Here is a 21692-nt window from a genome sequence, read left to right as displayed (position 1 = left end):
TTGCTCCTTTCTAGTATTCCAAGTCCTCGATTTTTTGTGGATTAGGATTAAGTTCCACACTCTTAATCTTGGCATCGTGCATTCGAATGACACGATCGGCAATTGGAGCTAGAGAAGCATTATGGGTAACGATAATAACAGTTGTTCCCTGTTTGCGAGCCATTTCTTGAAGGAGGGTCAGGATTTGTTTTCCTGTTTGATAATCCAGAGCCCCTGTTGGTTCATCACAAAGAAGAATCTTTGGATTTTTGGCAACGGCGCGTGCAATAGCGACACGTTGTTGCTCCCCACCAGATAGTTGTGATGGGAAGTTGTCTAAGCGGTCTCCCAAACCGACTTCGACGAGTGTTTGAGTAGCATCTTTAGCGTTTGGAACGATTTCAGATGCTAGTTCGACGTTTTCCCTGGCCGTAAGGTTAGAAACTAAGTTGTAAAATTGGAACACAAAGCCAACGTCCTCACGACGATAGGTTGTAAGTTCTTTGGCTGTGTATTCAGAGATATGCTTACCATCAATAATGACGCGGCCTTCGTCATTGGTGTCCATACCACCCAAGATGTTAAGAACGGTTGATTTCCCAGCGCCAGAGGCACCAAGAATAACGACAAGCTCCCCTTTTTCGATATCAAAGCTTACGTCGTTGTTTGCGATAATTTCCAGATCACCGGTTTTATAGCGTTTATAGCTATGCTTCATTTGAATATAAGCCATGAATTTCCCTTTCATACGAAAATAATGATGCTGATAATTACCTATCTTTCCGTACTCTATTGTAACGGATTTTCCTTGGAATATCTAGGTTTTGAGGGAAAAAAAGGTTTAAAAGTAGAGAAGTTCTTCTTACATGTGACAGAAATGTGGACGAAGCGCTTACATATGAGAAAATACTATTTCAAATGAGCTTTGAGTAAGGTGAAGATTTGGTGAAATAGTTATAAAGTTAGGTTATTTTTAGTCTTTTACGGAGTGGATATACTATTTTTTTCAATTTCCATAATTATCGGAGAGTTTAGGTCGGTAAATACTTCATCATAGGGGTGCCAAAGGGAATCTAGTTTTCCGTCAAAGTTGATGATAGATAAAGAGTTTTTTCATAGTTTCTAGCAATGACGTATCCAGAATACGGACATTTTTTTTGAATTTGGAGGATACATTTTCTATATGGGGAAAGTTATTTATGGGGAAATAGAGGGCTTTTCGTAATGATTTTTTGTGTGTTAGTTATTTTTAAAGAAGTTGTAAACACCTTAAAAATATATATCTAAATGAGAGATGTGCATCTTTAGGATTAGTTATTTATTATGGGGTGTTCCATAAAGTTACCCTTCAATCCTTTTGTTGTGGCATTCTTTTGACTAATAGAGGAATTCTAGTTCCTAATCTTATTTTAGGATATTGAGAATTCGACTTCCTGTCTCAAGAATTCTTTTTTATAGTTACATTTAAAGTGTTTTGACAAAATTTTCTTATCCGATAAAATTTTTTTGGAGATAAGTCAGCAAAAGTGCTTTCTGAAGAATCTGTCTAAAAAACAACTATTATTTCCCTAAGTACTACTTAAAGAAATTACCATTTGCATAGCGTAAAAAAGCTAATCTGATAATAGATTAGCACCAATTTTAAGACATGAAGTTGTCATTTGTTTAAAATGCTTAAAAATTAAAGAAACGCTTGAAATCAAGGGGGTTGCATGCTAAGATTATTATCTGGGTGAAGGGTTGGTCAAACAGCTCAACCAACCTTTTACCTCCTACAGCAGTAAATAGGACGCCTTGTTAGCCAGTTAGAGCTAACCAAATAAATAGTGAGGGATTTATGATTAAGAACAAAGATAATGGTTTTATCGGCAAAGCAATAATCAGCTTGATTGCTACTTTGGGGATTCTGGCTCTATTCATGGGTACCAGTGGGGCCTCGGCTGACGTCAAAGAAACTCCTAAACTTGATTTAGATGCCAATATGACTAAGGTTCAAACCGTTAGTGATGAGGACTTGAAGAATCATGATGGGCAAGCTCAGAATACGAAGAAGCAAGAAACACCTGGACAAAAACAGCCAGAAACTGAAGAATCTAAGACTACAGATGAGGAAACTCCTGACTACATCGTTATCACCGAGGTAGTGGATTCGTCGGAGCATAAGCAAGACTCTAATCAAGTGGTTGATGGAGTAGCTCAAACGCTTGACCCAGACTTGTTGAATGAGATTTTAGCTCAAACTAGCGAGGTTGGAGAATATCAGATTTATGTCAAGAATGATGATGAACTATTAATCTCAGGACCTGTACCTTCCCAAACAGCGAATGAGGATGTGAATTACCCTACTTTAGAAAGTTCATTGGATTCAGCGAGTATCTACTTAGGTCAAAAGAATCGCTATAAATTGGCAAACGAAGAAGACGCACAGTCAGGTCTTGCTTTGGTTGAAGAATAAAATTTTTATATGACTAACACAAAAAGACTTGGATTTCTTGTCCAAGTCTTTTGTATGTTATGACTGAGTTGCTAGATGAGTATATAGAAAAAGGAACCGTGAGATTCCTTTTCGTTTTTTAGAATGGCAATTTACCTGCAAAGGCACCCATTGATTTTTTAGTCGCTTCGTCAATTTGTTCAAGAGCATTGTTAAGTGCTTGAACAGTCATATCTTGGAGTGTTTCCACATCATCAGGATCTACGACAGCATCAGCGAAAGTGATGTTAACTACTTTTTTGTCACCAGTTAATTCAGCAACTACCAAGTCTTGTGCTGATTTTCCAGTGAAGGTTGTAGCAGCCAACTCAGCTTGGCTTTTTTCCATTTGTTTCTGAAGCTTTTGAGCTTGCTTCATCATGTTTTGCATGTTCATCATAATATTTTCTAGATTCCTTTCATACCAAGGGTTTAGCCCCTGTTTCTTAAATTTTACTGCCCACTTCTGCCCAGAAATAAGTAGTATAAAAATCTTAACTATTATACCATGTTTAGCTTGATTAACAAAGTGAGGAGAAGTATTGGAGGAATTTGTTAAGACTTGATTTTTTCTTGTTCATAAAAATGTTAGATCAGTTACAAAGCTACCAATCCTTAAATTATGAGACTTGTTAAAAATAGTGTACAATGGTTTGTTGTTAATCCGATCAAGAGATTGTTTGGTTGTAGAAAAGGAAAGAGAAGATGACAATGCAAAAAAGAAATATTTTAGGGCTCTTTGTAGGACTAATTATAGGGCTGTATACAATCTTGGGAATGAGCCTATTTATCTTTATTAATTTAAAATTTAACTCTGTTTATTATGCTCAGCATATCCCTCATAAGGAGGGGACAGAGCCGGATCTCGTTATGTTGATAGAGAATATGGACTGGATTTATACACCAGAGATTGATGGTATTCGATACGACAATGATGGAACAAATGCTATTATAAATACTAAAAGCAAATCTTTTCTAACAAAATCCTTAGGAAACTTTTTATATGATAAGGATAATATGACTATCGGTTTTGACAGTACGTTTAGATTTGATCACGTCAGTTATTTTTCAGAAGAAGCAAAAAGAATTCAAGTTAATGAATCGAAAATTAAACAAGAGATTAGGGAAGATTTTTCTCCAATTATGAAGGTTCAAACAAAACCTTTTATCAATCTTCAGTGGTTGTTTAATTTAATTTATCAAAGTAGGTTTAATTAGAGAAAAAGAAAGAGAAGACAGGAATGCAAAAAAGAAATATTTTGGGGCTCTTTGTAGGACTAATTATAGGGCTGTATACAGTCTTAGGAATGAGCCTATTTATCTTTATTAATTTAAAATTTAACTCTGTTTATTATGCTCAGCACATCCCTCATAAGGAGGGGACAGAACCAGACGTCATTATGCTGATGGAGAATATGGGTTGGGCTTATACACCGGAATTAGATGGTATTAGCTATGATGAGGACGGGATGTATGCTATAACTAGAGAAAAAGGAACAGAATCGTCTGTATTAGGTTTTTCAGATGGTACTCTAGTCTTTTACCCGGACTCAGGTGAAAGTTATATGTTTAATCGTAATTTTTCTCTCCAAGATGCTTTTGATGAACATTATCATAAGATTAAGTATAGTCAACGAAAAGTCCAAAAAGAAATTAGAGAAACTGTTCAACCTGTGATTGATGTTCAACCAAAACCCTTCATCAATCTTCAATGGTTGTTTAATCTAATTTATCAAAGTAGGTTTAATTAGAGAATAAGAAGCATAGAAGCATTTTGTAAGATTGATTATGCTTGTGAAGTCTATATAGTTACGCTAGTTAAAAGTATAAACGAAAACGCTTTGCAGTTTGCAAAGTGTTTTTTTACGGTTAGAGGATAGGTGCTAATTCTTCCGAAATAAAAAGTAGTAGAATTGAAAATTATAAGGATGTGGGACTAGGATGTTTTACTTAAATCTCACTTTTGATAGTCAGTTTCAAGTAATCTAATTTTTCATTTGAAGAGGATGAGTGAAAAATGTTTGTATATAGTATAATGATTTTAGAAGAGTTATGGAATGGGGGACCTTGAAAAATAAATTAATATAGTGGGAGGCAACAGTGACATGAAGTCGAAAAGATATACAATTATTGGAATAGTTGCCATTGTGAGTTTAATTTTCTTTGTAGTAGTGACTTTTTGTGGAAAAGGGCATCAGTGGAGTAATAATGTCGTACAAGGATTTAAATCGCTTGGTCTTAAAGGTAATGTAAAAGTAATTAGAACATATAAAGAAATTGAAGCATTTCACGGTACTGTTGTTGAAGTGAATTATACTGAGAGATTTTCTGATGGATATTTTTTAGATGAGAATCTGAGAGCAGATATACGAGAATATAATGGGGAGCATATTTCAGATTTTTATCCTCCGTTATCTACAAAGATCGAAGCATTGCTCAATGACAAAGAAAAAGACTTGTTTGATACTGTCAAATTTAACGAGTTTAGCTTCTTGTTAGATGTTTATAAAATGAGACCAGGTTTTCAACGAGAAGAAGATGAAATCAAAAAAGATGTTGCCAATAAAATTAATAAACTATTTGACAGACAAGTGACGTTTGATTATAGTTATAAGTTTGAGCCAGTATCTAGAGAAAAAATCTACGCTACTATTCTTTCACAGGCAGTCAGGAATCGTGATAATGGAGACTTTGAAGCGGCTGGCTTTTATAATATTAGACCTAAAAATTTAATGAAGAGTAAAGCAGTGAGTCTTCATTTGGATTGTATTTTTGCTTCTCTTGATCCTAACGCTAGCAAGTCATTTTCGAGAGAGCATATTGATTATTTTAAAACGAAACTCTTATCTTTGCCCAAAGGCTCATTTTCTGATGGAATCTATGAAATACGCGGTAATTATTATAGTGAAGAAGGGGAAAGTATTGATGTGACTTGTATATTTGTTGTTGAAGACGGTGTTGGTCACTTTGAAGAAGATAAAATGAACTAAAAACAGAAAATACACCTGAATGAAATTTGGTATAAAAAAGTATCTATACTTGGGTTGTCACTTAAAAGGTATTTGCCATCGTGATGGTAATCAAGGGAACAATATTGCTGCTATTTTTATAGCTTTACAAAGAGGTAAGATTCAAGAAGATTCAAAATCGATATTAGAACAACAACGGTTTATTGTTTTGGATGAATCTATTGACAAAGATTACTTTTCATCAAGTGCAAAATATTGCTTTTGTGGATATGAGATCTTTCTATACTAGTGTTGAGTGTGTGGAACGTGGATTGCATCCTTTAAGGACCTCGCTTTGTGTGATGATTAGAGCAGATAATTCAAACGGATTTATCTTAGCTTCCTCTCCAATGTTCAAGAAAGTCTTTTGAGCACCACAAGAGGCGAAGTCACAAACTCCGCCTCCTTCTACATATTTTTTGTTGTAATAGAATATTTTATTTGAAATATCAAGACTTATGCTTGATAAAGCTAGAAAACTTACCCTTTTCCAGCAAGAATATCTGATACTTTATACAATCCTGGGGAATATGTCCGACCAAATAGTTTTTTCGTCAAGGCATTAAACGTATAATGGTCATCTAAAATCAAGACTTCGTCATACGTTTTTAAGAGTGCAATAAAGTCATCGTCTGTTAAATTGGAACCATCTCTAGTATCGATATTTTCATTGCTGAGGTAATAACTTGTTGCGCTGTCGCTGTATGATGCCATTAAATCTAAAAATTCTTGGTCAACCGACACAAAATTTTCTCTGGCATCAACATTGACATCCCACAGATAATAACGACTAGCATATTGGACAAAATAATTATCTACATTCTCCTTATCTGCTGTTACAACCAAAATTCTATCCGTTGACGAATTACTCTGACTTCCAGTAAACTGATGAATTTCTTTTACGACCTTGTTTGTTTCCTGATTGTTATTGTAAACAATGCTATTATTTTCTGACAAGAACATTCCAATGGCATAAACTGTCAAAACAAGGCTCGCGTATTGGTACAAGTGTTTATTAAATAAGCTCTTGTAAGACCTAGCATTACGTTTACTAATGATTTTTTCATACAGACACTTGTCCATTACCCATGCTAAAGCCATGGTCAAACAACCAAAAGCAAAGATAACGATGCTCGAAGCATAGCGCTCAAATCCTGCTAATTCTAACGCTTCATCAGTCGGCATTGCTGTCAGATACATGAGTAAAATGCCAATATAGTAAGTCACAATCGAAATATCAACAAATCCCCAAGTCAACAAGACAAATTTCTTATATTTCAAACGAATGCCAATCACAATAAAGGCAATCAGCATAATCAGATTGATTATCAAAATTCCATTGCTTGCCAAACTGTCAAACGTAAACACCGATTTGACAAAAAGAGTGATAATTTTTTGTGGGTCGCCTGACAGATTTCCAGTCAATACCTGATCAAGTTCTGACATGGACACCGCATGCTTGGCACTTGAGGCATTTGGGAAATTATCCGTCACATGCTTTTGCCAAATAACAAAAGGAAGACAGCTGACTAGCAAGGTCATTATGAGCAGCACTAGTGCTTTTAAACGTGCTCTTTTACGAACAAGTAAACGCACAATACAAACCACATAAACTACTAAAACGAGAGCGACAAAGAAAAGTCCACTTACTTTGACGATACTTAATAATCCAAGAATTACCGCCGTATTTAGCGACAAAAGCCAGAAACGATTACGATAGACAAAACAACCTGCTATGGCTGCCAAGGCCAAGGCCGGAAGCAGAAAATCAACCAGCAAATTATTTAATCGAATAGCAACGTTGAACGTATTAAAAACAGCAAACGAAGCAAAAATCATGCTAACCATTAAGACACGTCGATCATCACGAAGTGCCGCAAACATGGCATAAAGACTGGAAGCAATCAAGAAGAATTGCCCGACCAACATACTACCTTCTGAAAAGCCTACGATAGTCGTGAAAAAATAAATGAAAAGTGAACTTCCAACAGGATAGGTATAATAACTAATAATCGTATCCTGCTGTGTTGGCAAAGCATTATTGATATGGAAAAATTTTACAATCGTTGCCCAATGCGTAAAATTATCATAATGTAAAAGCGGTGAATGCCAGAGCGTTATTCCAAACAAAAGCAAATAAGCCATCATTCCAAGCGCAATATAATCAAGTCTCCTAAAGCGATATTTCTTTTTCCATACCGCCCAAAGATAATAAAGACTCAAAAGACAGCCCAAAACAGAAATGGCATACACGGTTTGCAACATAAAGCCTAACAAACTACCAAGGTACAATACCAATGTAATGACTGAAAATGTAAACACCCATGTTAGACTGCGATTCATCTTCACAGTATTACGGAAAAAGGCATTATACCCCATGGTAATCACAAAGAACAACAGTAATCTAGCAATACTAATCATACTCTCCCTCTCCATTCATTTGCTAAGGCTTTAAAAGCAGGTAAGCTATCCAAATCCGCTAAATTGGTAACTCGATAAAGCGATTCGTCTCTATCAATATCATAGGACACAAAAGTCAACTGAATTGGCAAATCTTTGTAGGTAAATGCGACATTCGGTTCTTTTTTAGGATTTGTCAATTTTCCAGAAAATGTCATGTAATAATAATCTGTCTTTCTAAGCTGGCATTTTTTTCCAGCAACCTGAACCTCTTCATTAACACGAACTTTCGGAAAAGCTACTTGGTCATAGGCTGAAACAGGACGTTCATTATTTTGGAAACGTTGACTAAAGTTCTCAAATAAATCATCCCATGTTGTCATCCAAGGGTCTTTTTCCTTCGGAAGATTGTGATTAATGCGGTCATAAATGTACTGATAAAATTCGCGCTTATCAGCTTCAGGAATTTCTGAAAATTGAACGCCGTAGCGCCAACCATTATCAATCGCAAAAACACGAACAACATGACCTTTTACCCTCGCATGGTAATCACGTGATTGCAAATTAAGCGTCAGTTCTTTTTCTTTTGGCAAATACAATGGTAAATCCGTATAGAATGAAATCCCCGTTTCTGAAATATCACAGACTCTCACTTGGTAAGAATCATCATCAACCTCAATAACCATAGCTTCATCAACAGTAAAACGCTCACTTGAGCGATAAATCGGACGACCAAGCGCACAGAAAATCGCAAAGGTCAAATTGATGATATGATAAATCAACCAAAAACTGATAATACTTCCATAAAAAAGCTCTGAACCAAATTTTCCATAGTTAAAAGTCACCAAACCATAAACGGCTAATCCCCATAAAACAAGATAAGGAAGCGCATAAAGGTACAACGTCCACGACGTATCATTTCCCTTACGTGTCACCTTAAATTTTTTATCGCTAATGCCAAAGGACTCCAACATCATGGGAATAAACAAATACGGAGCAAAAATCGTTTCCACAATTTCTCCCCAAACCTGTGTTCGGTATTGTTTTGAGACTTCTCGCATTGACAAGTGTGTCAATGCGTAACTTGGCAACCAGAATAGGAACAGTAGCCAGATATTTGACACCACCACACGCACATGGAAAACCGTATATAAAATCGGTGCCAAGATATACAATAACCGTCTAAAGAAAGACCACCAATAAAGATAGCCATTAATATAAATAATTCTTTGCCCCTTTGTCAATTTGGGATTAAAGAAGATATTCATATTGTAGCTACTGCGAATAACGCCACGTCCCCAGCGCGCGCGCTGTTTGAGGACACTCTTCAAATCTGTTGGCGTTAACCCGCTAGCCATTGGACTTTTCGTCGAATAATTTACATAACCAGCCGCATTCATCCGAACACCTAGCTCGAAATCCTCCGTAATGGTATCTGTCGGAAAACCACCAACATCTTCAATCGCCTTGCGGAAAATAAGCGTATTAGACCCCGTATAAACCGCTGCACCGTGCGAATTATTGCAAACATTAATTTCTTTGGAAAAGAAATCTTGTTCGTTTGGTAAGGTTGATTCTGAAAACAAGTTAAATTGGAAAATATCAGCATTGTAAAAACTTTGTGGCGTTTGAATCAAACCAACTTTTGACTTATCATAATCGTCACCATTTTCATAAGCCTCAACTTGTTCAACAAAATAAGGCACAGTTTCCAACAGGAATTCACGATAAGGAATCATATCCGCATCAAATGTCGCCACCAAAGGTGATGACGTCTGACGTAAAGCATTATTGTAGTTTCCTGATTTGGCATCTTTATTATCCGCCAAACCAAAATAACCAACACCAAGCTCATCAGCCAATTTGGCAACTTCTAGACGATTGGTATCATCACAGACGTAGATATGCACCTTAGACTTATCAGGATATTCCATAAAAGTACAGGCATTAATCGTCTTATAAAGCAACTCTGGATCCTCATTATGCGTTGCAATCAAAACATCCACATCTGGGTAACGCTCCTTAGCAATCTCAGGCTTTTCAAGCTCAAAGTCCTTTTGCTTATTCCAAATGAGAATGTAGCCTGTAATGGCTGAAACTAACTCACTTCCCCACAATAAAATCCCAAAGATCAGCGCAAACCATGAATCATGCCACGGAATAGTCGCCACCAAACGCCAAGTTAAATAAAAGGCAGTCGTTACAAATGCAACGAAATAGAGTATCCTCTTACTAGTCTTCATTCTCACCTCCACTAAAAATCAAATGTTTTTGCACAAAATAACTGACAAAGAAAAGTGTACCGTCAACTAAAATCTTCACCAATGAAATTGGCAGCGTCGTCAAGGCATTTCCTAGAACTGTTACCAATAAACTTGACAAAACAATCTGTACTACCACCAAAGTGAAGTATTTTATCGCACTATTTGATTGACCTCGTTTAAAGACCACCTTATGATTCAAGGTGAAATTAACAACAGATGATATCACACGCGCTAAAATCGAAGCTAACGTCACCGCACTAAAACTCAATCCATTAAACAAAGAAATTAAAATCGTAAAAGCAACAATATCAACCAAGAAGGAAAACAATGATGCAAAAATGTACTTGAAGAAAACCTTGTAAATTCTAATCGAGTCACGAATCGCATCAAAATGCGACGACTGATTTTCATCCAAATAAATCGTTGCAATGCCAACTTCACAAATCAGAATATTGTCCTCTTTTGCCTCAAGTAACATATTCATCTCAAATTCATACCGTTCACCCTCCACGGTTAAGAGTTTTGGCAACCATGACATAGGAATCACACGAAGTCCCGTTTGCGTATCAGAAACGTGCACACCTGTCATAGCCCCTAAGACGTCTCTTGTCAATAAATTTCCAAATTTACTACGTAAAGGAACAGATTTTTCAAATGTTCTAACACCCAGCACCAAACTATCAGGATGTTGCAAAAATTCAGCCAAACATTTCATCATGTCTTCGTAGGTGTGTTGACCATCAGAATCAATCGTCACAATTCCTTTGGCATTAGGAAAATTGTCCAAAATATATGAAATAGCCGTTTTTAAAGCACGACCTTTTCCTTTATTATCAGCATGTCTTTGTAAATGACATGCATAGTTACTCTGCGCTATTGCAAATAACGGTGCAAAATCAGCTCCACTACCGTCATCGACTAGAATAATGTCAAACATTTGATTTTCCTTATCCCGAATATTTTTCAAAAGTTCTAACAAACGGTCATCAGGTTCATAGGCAGGAATGACAATAACAACATCTTGAAACATCATCGACGTTCTCCTTTCTGACTTTTATTTTCGTACATTTTCTTATCAGCTATTGCAAATAACGGTGCAAAATCAGCTCCACTACCGTCATCGACTAGAATAATGTCAAACATTTGATTTTCCTTTCTGACTTTTATTTTCGTACATTTTCTTATCAGCTATTGCAAAAAAATCAACGAAGTTTTTATGTGATTGATAAGAGTCCGTATAAGCACCTAAAGATGCTGTAATCCCCATATCTTTGAGAGTCATTTCTGCTTGAACAAGTTTTATTAAAAATTCAGCTTGATTTTCAGAAACTCCAGGGAGTAAAACCGCAAATTCATCTCCACCTAACCTTGCTATTACAGCACTTTCAGGCATTATCTTCGTTAAAATATCACCAAATTCAATTAGAATCTTATCTCCCGTAGCATGTCCAAAGGTATCATTTGCTTCCTTGAATTTATCCAAATCAGATATAATAACCGTAATTTGTTCTTCTTTACGTGTCAGACATTCCTCAAAAGCAAGCTCAATATATCGTCGATTATGAACCCGTGTTAAAACATCTTCGTATGCCATCCTCTGTATTTCAAGTTCATGAAGTCTCTGCTCTGTAACATCAAGAACAAAACAAAAAACACCAATCACTTTTTGGCGATTGTTATAAATGGGAGAATACATATTTTGCCAGTAAAGCGTTTTGTCGCCTGTCTTAATAGTATCCATAAATATAAATGTTTCACCCTTTTTCGCACGATCAACATTTGCTTTTAAACGCGCAGCATCTTCACTATTAAGATAATTCATTGGAAAGTCACCAATTTTGGGAGTGAAATAAAAGATTTCTTCCATGAGCCGAATATCATTCTTATTAACCGCAATAAAACGATAATCTAAGTCTACAGCATAGACGTTAATAAGTTTCGAACTCTGTAAGATAAAGTGGGATAGCATATGCTGTCTTCGATTAAGGTAAGATGCTAGGGTCCAAAGAACTAGTATTCCTATAAAGATTGCTAAAACGATGGGATTATCATGGTCAATCAAAACATCATCATACACTAAGCGCATTAATAACATTAACGCAGCAAAAATACTTAAGTACGTTAACAATCTTTGATGCTTGATTAAAAAATCACTTACTTTTCCTAATACCATTACAGCCTCACCATTCTAAGTAGTTTTAATACCTTCAGCATCCAAACTGTCTGTAACAAAACGTCCTGTAAAACCATCGATGAAGCCCGTAGCAGTATTGTCAATTCCTAAACGTTGTAGAATACGGCTGACATTAATACCCTTACCGCCAGCGAATTTATCATCACTCTCCATGCGGTTAACTTCACCAATCTCTACTTTGTCAATACGAACAATGAAGTCGATTGATGGATTCAGCGTTACAGTATAAATCATACTTCAATAACCCTCGTTTTCTCTTTTAATTCTTTTAGGAGCTCTTCTTCCGAAGCATTTGTAATTATGGTTACTTTCTCGACCTCGGCTACCTTAGCATAGGTAATCTGACCAAGTTTAGAGGCATCCGCTAGAACATAGGCTTTTTGAGCATTAGCTATAACCGTCCGTTTAATAACTGCCTCTTCCATGTCTGGTGTGGTGAAATAATTAGCATCAACGCCGTTAGCACCAATGAACGCACAATCAAAATTCAGTTGTCTGATTTGCTCTTGAGCAGTACTTCCAATAGAAGCATCCGTTGAATGTTTAACCTTTCCTCCAACAATCCTAGTGCTAACACCAAGATCTACCAGCTTAACCGCATGGTGGATAGAATTAGTCACAACCGTTACCTGACGATTCATTTCCTCTGGATATGGTGAATATTTGTCATAAGTTCTAAGCCCAGCCTCAACGTGACCAATACTTACTTTATTGTAAAATGCAACCAATCCAGCAGCAAAAGTTGTTGTAGTATCACCACGAACTAAAACCAAATCAGGTTGTTCTTTCTTAACAACTGGATCAAAATTAGCCAAAATTTTAGAAGTAATTTCCTGAAGTGATTGATTTTTTTCCTATGATATCCAAATCATAATCAGGAACTATTTCAAAAGTCTCCAAAACCTGGTCAAGAATTTGATGGTGTCGAGCTGTGACTACTGTAATAGTATTAATGGTTTCTTGATGTTATTTCAACTCAAGAATTAACGGCGCCATCTTAATTGCCTCTGGTCTTGTCCCAAAGACAACCATAATATTTATTTTCCCATAAGATCCCCCCTATGACCTATACGAAATCAATATAATATTGACAAATAAGACTCTACATTATCACTTTATTATCCCCAATAAAAAGGAAAATGAGTTATCCTTTCTCCAAAAGCATTAAAGGGAATGCCCTCGCTATTGGTCTTGTTTTGCAAATGATGTAAAGTAGATAAAGAAAAAGGTCTCAATAAAAAGACTATCATTACGTATAAAATTCAAGAAGTAAGACAAGAAAACTAAGTCATATCATCCAAGGATATCAATTGTTTTGAGATTTTCTAGTCTTCTCCCCCGAATTTAAAAATACACTATTTAATAAATAAAAAAACTGCAGGAGAAAAAACGCTTTGCTAATAAAAGTGTTTTTGAATCCAGCAGTATTGCTAATTTACATATATTTCATAAAAACTTCTCCCCATTTTAAAGAGCGTCCCCTTTACTTACGCTCTACCCCTATCTTACAAATCAAAATATCGGTATGATAACCCTATCCCAATACCATATCATATAGTACCAAGCACCAACACGTAATCGTATAAAACTCTCCCTAAAAGAGTTGAAAGATTACAATCAAGTTGGCTTCAAGTTACTACTACCAATATTCCCTATTCATATAGACGCTATAATTATAACATGTTATTTTTATTTTTCAAACTTTTTTAATTTTTTTATTATTTTAATGTATGTGACAACCATTATAATGAAGTCGTTTGAATTAAACACTCCTACTTAACAAATACTAATCAAATGATATTTATCTATATTTTAATAAATAATAATTAAACACCCTTTGGCTTTTAAATGGATTTGCATAAAAAAATCAGAATTCCTATTAAAATTCTGATTCAGAATGAAGACAAACATCGTTTTTGATGTTTGTCTTTTTTTATATTCACACTTAATTCTCCCATAATCCAATAATATTGAGGTATTTGGATAAAATAACAGGTCTTCCCTACCATCATTTTTACCAATTTTTTGATATTTAGACATGCCAAAGTAAGCCCAACCTTATCTTCCATTTTGGACTTTCCTTTTTCTCTGGTATAACGCAAGTTATGATATTCTTTAGCTGTTCTGAATAAACGTTCTATCGTTTCTTTCCGGTGTTGGTACCGTTCCTTCATCCCACTTTGATGACGGATATCTTCACAGATGTCTAAGGCATCTTTCCAAATATGACGCACAACAACTTTTTGGTGCTGGCGACTTTCAGTACAAATCGCTAACAAGGGAAAGGTCTTACAAATTTCGGGATTGCTTTTATATTCTCTATAACCTTCACGTGTTGTTGTACGGTAAGTTAATACCTGGTTCTCTGGACAAAGATAGCAGTCAAAATGCTCGTCATAGACAAAGTCTTTAGGACGTAGAAAGCCTCTCTTACCTCTTGGCCTAGTGTAAGGGAATACTGGCGTAATCTCTTTTTCTAAAAGAAACTTGGCAATACTAGGTGTTTTATAGCCTGAATCCGCAATAATGAATTCAGGTGAGAAGGGTTCTATCTTGGCAAAAAGAGCAGGAAAGGCCTGACTATCATGGATGTTACCTGCTTCAACTGTATAAGCCAAGGCCCAACCATGTTTATCACAGGCTACCTGAGCATTATAAGCGAAGACTTCCTTGTGTTCTCCCTTGTGAAACCAACCACTATCTGGGTCTGTCGTTGATTGTTTCTTAGGTTTAGCCTCGCCTTTTTTGGCGGGCTTTAAGAACTTTTTTGCATGTTTCTTCCTGTCTAAATTAATCTCAACATCCAGTTGTTCACTCATGAATTTAGCTTTTTGATCAACAACAACATTTTTGTACTGAGGAGAAGTATTGGAGGAATTTGTTAAGACTTAATTTTTTCTTGTTTATAAAAATGTTAGATCAGTTACAAAGCCACCAATCCTTAAATTATGAGACTTGTTAAAAATAGTGTACAATGGTTTGTTGTTAATCCAGTCAAGAAATTGTTTGGTCGTAGAAGAGGAAGGAGAAGATGACAATGAAAATAAGCAATATTTTAGGGATTTTTGTAGGACTATTTTTAGGGCTGGTTACAGTCATGGGAATGAGCCTATTTACCTTTATTAATTTAAAATTTAACTCTGTTTATTATGCTCAGCATATTCCTCATAAGGAGGGAACAGAGCCCGACATCATTATGCTGATGGAGAATATGGGTTGGGCCTATACACCGGAAATAGATGGTATTAGTTATGATGATGATGGGTCGTATGCTATAACTAGAGAAAAAGGAACTAAAACGTCTGTATTAGATCTTACAGGTGATACTCTATTTTTTCATTCGGAGTCAGATGATATGTATCTTCTTAATCGTAATTTTTCTATCCAACATGCTTTTGACAAACGTTATCACAAGATTAAATATAATCAACGAAAAGTCCAAAAAGAAATTAGAGAAACTGTTCAACCTGTGATTGATGCTCAGCCAAAACCATTATTCAATCTTCAGTGGTTGTTTAATTTAATATATCAAAGTAGGTTTAATTAGAGAATAAAATAGCATAGAAGTGTTTTGTAGGGACTCCTACCTTTGCTATTTGAAAGTAGTTTAGGTTGAGTTAAATAGTCGGGAGAGCGGTTCGATATAATAGGTCTATTTCCTGGCTATTCATGACGGCTAACCTTTGAAAACACCTCATTTTTATGCTACTATGAAAGTTATGAAAAAACAGTTACAAGGCTTGACGCAGGTGGAGGTCAAGCGGCGGATAGATGCCGGTAAAACAAATCATTTTAAAGCAAAAACTGGCTCCAGCAATTGGGAGATTTTTAGGCGTAATGTCTTTAACTCCTTTAATGTGCTCAATTTTGCAATCTTTGTGGCCTTGATTGCTGTTCAGGCTTGGTCTAATCTTTTTTTCTTTGGGATTATTGTGCTTAATGCCTTTACGGGGATGATGACGGAGTTGCGTGCCCGTCGCATGATTGATAAGCTCAATCTCATGAATAAGGATCAGATTCGTGTGGTGCGTGATGGACAGCTTGTTTCTATTGATCCTAAGGATATTGTCTTGGATGATGTCATGCTCTTGTCTGCGGGTGAGCAGGTTCCTAGTGATGCCGTGGTTGTTGATGGGATAGCCGAGCTTAACGAGGCCATGCTGACTGGTGAGAGTGATCACATTCTAAAGAAAGATGGGAAGGAGTTGCTCTCCGGTTCTTATCTTGTGAGTGGTCAGGTCTATGCCAGAGTCATTCATGTAGCCGAGGACAATTACGCTAACAAGCTCATGCTAGAGGCCAAGAATCATAAGCCAATCGTGTCCCGTATTCTTTATAATATGGACAAGATTGCTAAGTTTACGGGAAAGATTGTCATACCGTTTGGGCTTGCGCTCTTTTTTGAGGCTTACTTGATTAAACAGCTCTCCCTTCAAGAGTCGGTAGTTACCAGTTCGACAGCTCTTCTGGGAATGTTGCCTAAGGGAATTGCCCTTTTGACTATTACATCTCTTTTGACGGCTGTCATTAAACTTGGGATGAAACATATCCTGGTGCAAGAGATGTACTCTGTTGAAACCTTGGCCCGTGTAGACGTGCTTTGTTTAGATAAGACAGGGACGATTACACAAGGAAAGATGACAGTTAAAGGTCTGGAACTACTGTCAGAGCGTTTTACGAAAGAGGAGTTGGAGCGTTTGCTTGCGGCTTATATGCAACATAGCAAGGATAAAAATGCAACAGCTCAGGCTATTCGAAATGCTTATGAGGGTCTGGAACATCATTATCAGGTAGGTGACGTTATTCCATTTTCAAGCGATCGTAAATGGGGTGCTGTGAGCGTTAATGGGCTTGGAACTCTCTTTTTGGGAGCACCTGAGATGCTTCTTAAGGAAAATCCTAAAGCAGTTGATCAGGCTCAGGCACGGGGGTCTCGTGTTTTGATTTTGGCTTGGAGTCAGTCAGGTGTTGATACAGAGACCATGACTTTGCCGAATGACGTCGAGGCTTTGACCTTACTTGAAATTGCCGATCCTATTCGTGAGGATGCTGCAGAAACTCTGGAATACCTGCGTTCAGAAGATGTGACCCTTAAGATTATTTCTGGTGACAATCCAGTGACGGTTTCTCATATTGCTCATCAAGCTGGTTTTGCCGACTATCAAAGCTATATTGACTGTTCTAAGGTCAGCGATGAGGAATTGGAGGCTTTGGCTGAGGATACTGCGATTTTTGGTCGTGTATCTCCGCACCAGAAAAAGTTGTTAATCCAAACCCTTAATGCCAATGGGCATACGACAGCTATGACTGGTGATGGTGTCAATGATATCTTGGCACTGCGTGAAGCGGATTGTTCGATTGTTATGGCAGAGGGAGATCCTGCAACACGTCAGATTGCCAACTTGGTGCTTATGGATTCTGAGTTTAAGGACATTCCTGAAATTCTATTTGAGGGACGCCGTGTGGTTAATAATATTGCCCACATTGCACCGATTTTCCTCATTAAAACTGTTTATTCCTTCCTTTTGGGGCTTATCTGTATTGCCAGTATTGTTTTTGGTAAAGCAGAGTACCTCTTGGTCTTCCCTTTTATTCAAGTTCAGATGACTTTGGCGGGTCAATTTATCGAAGGTTTTCCACCGTTTATTTTAACCTTTGAGCGTAATATTCGTCCTGTTGAGAAACATTTCCTCAGACGTTCGCTCCAGTTGTCTATTCCTAATGCCTTGATGCTGGTTATCAGTGTTCTTATTTTCCATCTCTCTCAGGTCTATCTTGGCATGAGCAATACGGATATGCTGACGCTGTCTTACTATATGATGGGATCAACGGGTGTCCTTGCCGTTATTCGTGCTTGTATTCCGTTGAATAAGGGGCGTGTGGCCTTGATTATTTACTCAGTCTTTGGCTTCTTAATCAGCTCCTACTATCTTCGAGATGTGATTGAGATTTCGACACTTAATAGCTATACCTTGCCAATCTATCTGGTTGCAATGGCTATCTGTACACCGCTTTTCTTCTGGATTAGCTATAAACAAGGTGCTTTCCAAAAAGCATAAAGCAAAACTCGAGCTTGGTAACAGGCTTGAGTTTTTTTGATAGCTGAACAGTAGGAAAAGCCTTGATGTGTATGAGGTGTGGTACAATAGAAGCATGAAAATAGTAGGTCACTTGACGCCAAAAGTCATTAAAACTTTTGATTTGGACTACAAGCCTGGTGAAGAAATCACGCTGTCTGCACAACGTAAGAAGCATATGGAAAAACATCGCCAGGAATTCAGTGATTTTGATGCTACCTATGAACGGATTCCAGAGATTATTGCTCATCCGGACTATATCGGTCGCCATCCTAATGGCCAGTCCTTGGAATACATCAAACGTATTGATGGTAATGTTTTGGTAGCTGTCAGATTATGTGATAAACTTAATGTCCGTACCATGTTTGTGATTAAAGATTCTAAGCTGAAAAACTATCTAAATGCTGGTAGAGCTAAGAAAATGTGATATAATATAATTAAGAAGTAACAACGAGGGCGGAAGAGGCAGCCGCCGCACCTTCGGGTCTGAAAGAGATGCAGGACTGTCACCCTGCCGTTGTTTATCAAACCAAGAAGTCCCTTTGGGGGCTTTTTTATTTTGTGTAGCTTAGGGACAAGACTATCTCACTTTCTGGATTAGGTTTAGACAAATCTTATAGGAGGGGAATTGTCAAAATTAACAGAAAATTCTTGACATCTTTTTAAAAAGGAGTACAATAGTTAGTAAATCAGAAAGTAACTGGTCTTAGATTTTCAGGGAGCCTGCGGTGATTGTGAGTAGGTAATCGAGATGAGCGAACATTGGGCTGATTGGATGATAATGAGAAGGTAACACATATTCTTCTCGGTTGGCACCCCTTACCGTGCAACTCCTTGTTAGAGGAGATAGAGATGATGGTCGTTTTTTGAGACCATTAACTGAGGTGGTACCGTGTTAAACTAGATTTAATGCCCTCACAGAGTTTTTCTCTGTGAGGTTTTTTGTTTACTTTTATCTTTAAAGGTCTATTTACCTTAAAGGAGTATTATTTCATTATTCAATGAAAGGTTGGGTATTATGGATGCATTAAACGATATTCGAAGTGATATTGATAATATTGATAGTCAGTTAATTCGACTCCTGGCCCAACGTCAAATACTTGTGGAAAAGGCAGGACGGCTGAAGCCCAAAGGAGATAAGTCCGCAGTCCGGGCGAATGATCGTGTTGCTCAAGTCATAGCTAACCGTCGCAAGGAGGCACTAGAGCTTGGCTTATCGCCAGATGTGGCTGAAAGTGTTTGGAGAAGCATGATTAAAGCCTTTATTGCTTTGGAAGAGAAAGTGAATAAAGAACAATAATGGTGCCGATACATCCTATAAAGGAGTCTTGTATCAGTCTTATTACTCTCGATAAACCAGTTTGAAAGGAAATACTATGAGAAAAATTTTACCAGCCGATACCTTAACACCAATCTTGGCTTATATGCGTGTTCAGGGGGAACATAAGGTTATCCTTGAATCCATTCCTCGTGAGAAGGAAAATGCACGTTTTTCTATTGTTGCCTACAATCCGGTCTTTGAAGTAACCTTCAAGGATGGTGTTCTTTATGAAAATGGTAAGGCGATTGATCAGGATCCTTTCGAATACTTGGACCAAGTAACAGTCAAGGGCATCAAGTCTGACCTACCTTTCGCAGGTGGTGCTATCGGGTTTGCAGGTTATGACATGATTGGTCTCTATGAAAATATCGGTGAGATTCCTGAAGATACGATTGGAACACCTGATATGCATTTCTTCATCTACGAGTCTTATTTAATTTTTGACCACAAGAAGGAAAAGGTTTATGTGGTTGAGGACAATATCTACTCTGGTCGTGACAACGATGCGGTGCGTCAGGCTCTTGGTCAGGTGGTAACGGACCTCCAGACTCAGGCGCCAAACGAGTTTACACCTCAAGCCTTACAAGCCTTGCAATTTTCAAATCATATCGAAAAAGAGGTCTTCATGGATATGGTAGCTAAGGCTAAGAAATTCATTCGTGAGGGAGATATGTTCCAATGCGTGCTTAGCCAACGCTTTTCAGCGGACTTTGAGGGGGATCCTTTGGATTACTACCGTAACTTGCGCGTGACCAACCCATCAAACTACCTTTATTTCTATGATTTTGGAGATTATCAGGTGATTGGTGCTAGCCCAGAGAGCTTGGTTTCAGTGAAAAATGGAGAGGTGGTCACCAATCCGATTGCTGGGACTCGTCCTCGTGGTGCCAATGAGGCTGAAGATGCTGCCTTGGCGGATGAACTCTCACATGATGTTAAAGAAACTGCGGAACACCGTATGTTGGTTGACTTGGGACGTAATGATATTGGTAAGATTGCCAAAAATGGTACGGTCAAGGTGACTAAGTATATGGAGGTTGAGTATTTCCGCTATGTGATGCATCTTACCAGTGTGGTCAAAGGGCAACTCTTGCCTGAGTTGACAGCCCTTGATGCTCTTAAATCAACCCTACCAGCTGGAACCGTGTCAGGAGCGCCTAAGATTCGTGCTATGCGTCGTATCTATGAGCTTGAACAGGAAAAACGTGGTATTTATGCGGGAGCTATTGGTTATCTGTCTGCGACAGGAGATATGGACTTTGCCATTGCTATCCGTACTATGATTCTCAAAAATCAAAAAGCCTATGTTCAGGCAGGTGCAGGTGTTGTCTATGACAGTGTTCCTGAGAATGAATTTTACGAAACGATTAACAAGGCGAAAGCTATGACAAGAATAGGAGATGCCCAATGATTTTATTAGTTGATAACTATGATTCTTTTACCTATAATTTGGCACAATACCTAGGGACATTTACAGAGGTGAAAGTCTTGCGTAACGATGATGAGACTCTCTATGAAGAGGCAGAAAAAGCTGACGGGCTAGTCTTTTCACCGGGTCCAGGTTGGCCAGCTGATGCGGGTAAAATGGAAGCCTTGATTAAGGATTTCGCTGGTAAAAAACCGATGATGGGAATTTGCTTGGGGCACCAGGCTATTGCGGAAACTTTTGGTGGGAAACTTGGCTTGGCTAAGAATGTGATGCATGGCAAACAAAGCAATATTACTTTTGAAACGCCATCGCCAATTTTCAAAGATATTGACAATGATGTCCCAATCATGCGTTACCATTCCATCGTTGTTGACCAAATGCCGGAGGGCTTTGATGTGACAGCTATCACAACTGATGATCAAGAAATCATGGCCATTCAACATAAGGAGCTACCAATTTACGGTTTGCAATATCACCCAGAAAGCATCGGAAGTCCAGATGGGCTCAAGATGGTTGAAAATTTCGTGAAAATTGTTGCAGACTAGTT

The 21692-nt window shown here is 37.5% G+C and carries 18 protein-coding genes and 3 pseudogenes; 12 read left to right on the top strand and 9 right to left on the bottom strand.

Features of this window, described 5'->3' with window-relative positions:
* Positions 1 to 10: 10 nt before the first annotated feature.
* Positions 11 to 712, bottom strand: a complete 702-nt coding sequence (locus NYE32_RS07930) for an ABC transporter ATP-binding protein (RefSeq protein ID WP_060972587.1) — start codon at positions 710 to 712, stop codon at positions 11 to 13.
* Positions 713 to 1816: 1104 nt separating this feature from the next.
* Here NYE32_RS07930 and NYE32_RS07925 point away from each other — a divergent pair.
* The gene (locus NYE32_RS07925) at positions 1817 to 2434 is read left to right on the top strand and encodes a hypothetical protein (protein WP_049546044.1); all 618 of its coding nucleotides are present in this window, start codon (positions 1817 to 1819) and stop codon (positions 2432 to 2434) included.
* Positions 2435 to 2552: 118 nt separating this feature from the next.
* Here NYE32_RS07925 and NYE32_RS07920 read toward each other — a convergent pair whose 3' ends face one another.
* Positions 2553 to 2852, bottom strand: coding sequence for a YbaB/EbfC family nucleoid-associated protein (locus tag NYE32_RS07920; protein WP_021143723.1), 300 nt, complete (start codon positions 2850 to 2852; stop codon positions 2553 to 2555).
* A gap of 311 nt (positions 2853 to 3163) precedes the next feature.
* Here NYE32_RS07920 and NYE32_RS07915 point away from each other — a divergent pair, with 311 nt between their 5' ends.
* The 5 genes and pseudogenes from NYE32_RS07915 to NYE32_RS07895 form a co-directional block, all read left to right on the top strand.
* A complete protein-coding gene (locus tag NYE32_RS07915) occupies positions 3164 to 3670 on the top strand; it encodes a hypothetical protein (protein WP_073689591.1) in 507 nt (168 codons plus the stop codon).
* A 23-nt stretch (positions 3671 to 3693) separates the two neighbouring features.
* Positions 3694 to 4203 (top strand): hypothetical protein, encoded by a 510-nt coding sequence (locus NYE32_RS07910; RefSeq protein WP_110981271.1) that lies wholly within the window; start codon positions 3694 to 3696, stop codon positions 4201 to 4203.
* 354 nt (positions 4204 to 4557) lie between these two features.
* Positions 4558 to 5442: a hypothetical protein gene (locus tag NYE32_RS07905; protein WP_110981272.1), complete on the top strand. Its 885-nt coding sequence runs from the start codon at positions 4558 to 4560 to the stop codon at positions 5440 to 5442.
* Positions 5443 to 5461: 19 nt separating this feature from the next.
* Complete coding sequence (locus NYE32_RS07900; protein WP_181419176.1) at positions 5462 to 5710, top strand: hypothetical protein; 249 nt, start codon at positions 5462 to 5464, stop codon at positions 5708 to 5710.
* Positions 5634 to 5828: pseudogene (locus tag NYE32_RS07895) on the top strand (hypothetical protein); the annotation flags it as partial. The gene NYE32_RS07900 and the pseudogene NYE32_RS07895, both read left to right, overlap by 77 nt.
* 112 nt (positions 5829 to 5940) lie before the next feature.
* On the opposite strand, the gene NYE32_RS07890 reads toward NYE32_RS07895, so the two are convergent.
* From NYE32_RS07890 to NYE32_RS07860, 7 genes and pseudogenes are all read right to left on the bottom strand, one after another.
* Positions 5941 to 7881 (bottom strand): hypothetical protein, encoded by a 1941-nt coding sequence (locus NYE32_RS07890; protein ID WP_110981273.1) that lies wholly within the window; start codon positions 7879 to 7881, stop codon positions 5941 to 5943.
* On the bottom strand, positions 7878 to 10103 hold the full coding sequence (locus NYE32_RS07885) for a glycosyltransferase family 2 protein (RefSeq protein WP_037598397.1): 2226 nt from the start codon (positions 10101 to 10103) through the stop codon (positions 7878 to 7880). The genes NYE32_RS07890 and NYE32_RS07885 overlap by 4 nt, the downstream gene beginning before the upstream one ends.
* Positions 10093 to 11157: a bifunctional glycosyltransferase family 2/GtrA family protein gene (locus NYE32_RS07880; protein WP_002891621.1), complete on the bottom strand. Its 1065-nt coding sequence runs from the start codon at positions 11155 to 11157 to the stop codon at positions 10093 to 10095. The genes NYE32_RS07885 and NYE32_RS07880 overlap by 11 nt, the downstream gene beginning before the upstream one ends.
* Positions 11158 to 11259: 102 nt before the next feature.
* Positions 11260 to 12297 carry a GGDEF domain-containing protein gene (locus tag NYE32_RS07875; RefSeq protein WP_014635176.1) on the bottom strand — a complete coding sequence of 346 codons (1038 nt, stop codon included), beginning with the start codon at positions 12295 to 12297 and terminating at the stop codon, positions 11260 to 11262.
* Positions 12298 to 12318: 21 nt separating this feature from the next.
* Positions 12319 to 12552, bottom strand: a pseudogene (locus NYE32_RS07870) (PfkB family carbohydrate kinase); the annotation flags it as partial.
* Positions 12549 to 13133 (bottom strand): UDP-N-acetylglucosamine 2-epimerase, encoded by a 585-nt coding sequence (locus tag NYE32_RS07865; protein WP_339156982.1) that lies wholly within the window; start codon positions 13131 to 13133, stop codon positions 12549 to 12551. The pseudogene NYE32_RS07870 and the gene NYE32_RS07865, both read right to left, overlap by 4 nt.
* A gap of 1064 nt (positions 13134 to 14197) precedes the next feature.
* A pseudogene (locus NYE32_RS07860) lies at positions 14198 to 15176 on the bottom strand (IS1182 family transposase); the annotation flags it as partial.
* Between the two features lie 179 nt (positions 15177 to 15355).
* On the opposite strand from NYE32_RS07860, the gene NYE32_RS07855 reads away from it, so the two are divergent.
* The 6 genes from NYE32_RS07855 to NYE32_RS07830 all read left to right on the top strand — a co-directional run bounded on the left by NYE32_RS07855 (position 15356) and on the right by NYE32_RS07830 (position 21690).
* Positions 15356 to 15865 carry a hypothetical protein gene (locus NYE32_RS07855; protein WP_156685362.1) on the top strand — a complete coding sequence of 170 codons (510 nt, stop codon included), beginning with the start codon at positions 15356 to 15358 and terminating at the stop codon, positions 15863 to 15865.
* Between the two features lie 163 nt (positions 15866 to 16028).
* Complete coding sequence (locus NYE32_RS07850; protein WP_339156979.1) at positions 16029 to 18377, top strand: cation-translocating P-type ATPase; 2349 nt, start codon at positions 16029 to 16031, stop codon at positions 18375 to 18377.
* Between the two features lie 94 nt (positions 18378 to 18471).
* On the top strand, positions 18472 to 18822 hold the full coding sequence (locus NYE32_RS07845) for a PBECR2 nuclease fold domain-containing protein (protein WP_070655470.1): 351 nt from the start codon (positions 18472 to 18474) through the stop codon (positions 18820 to 18822).
* Between the two features lie 591 nt (positions 18823 to 19413).
* On the top strand, positions 19414 to 19695 hold the full coding sequence (locus tag NYE32_RS07840) for a chorismate mutase (protein ID WP_070575524.1): 282 nt from the start codon (positions 19414 to 19416) through the stop codon (positions 19693 to 19695).
* Between the two features lie 76 nt (positions 19696 to 19771).
* Positions 19772 to 21127, top strand: coding sequence for an anthranilate synthase component I (gene trpE, locus NYE32_RS07835; RefSeq protein WP_064520730.1), 1356 nt, complete (start codon positions 19772 to 19774; stop codon positions 21125 to 21127).
* Positions 21124 to 21690, top strand: a complete 567-nt coding sequence (locus tag NYE32_RS07830) for an aminodeoxychorismate/anthranilate synthase component II (RefSeq protein ID WP_070655476.1) — start codon at positions 21124 to 21126, stop codon at positions 21688 to 21690. Before trpE ends, NYE32_RS07830 begins: the two co-directional genes overlap by 4 nt.
* The last annotated feature ends 2 nt before the right edge of the window (positions 21691 to 21692 follow it).

Source organism: Streptococcus sp. FSL R7-0248, assembly GCF_037967965.1.
Taxonomy (GTDB): domain Bacteria; phylum Bacillota; class Bacilli; order Lactobacillales; family Streptococcaceae; genus Streptococcus.
This window is presented reverse-complemented; position numbering and strand designations above follow the sequence as displayed.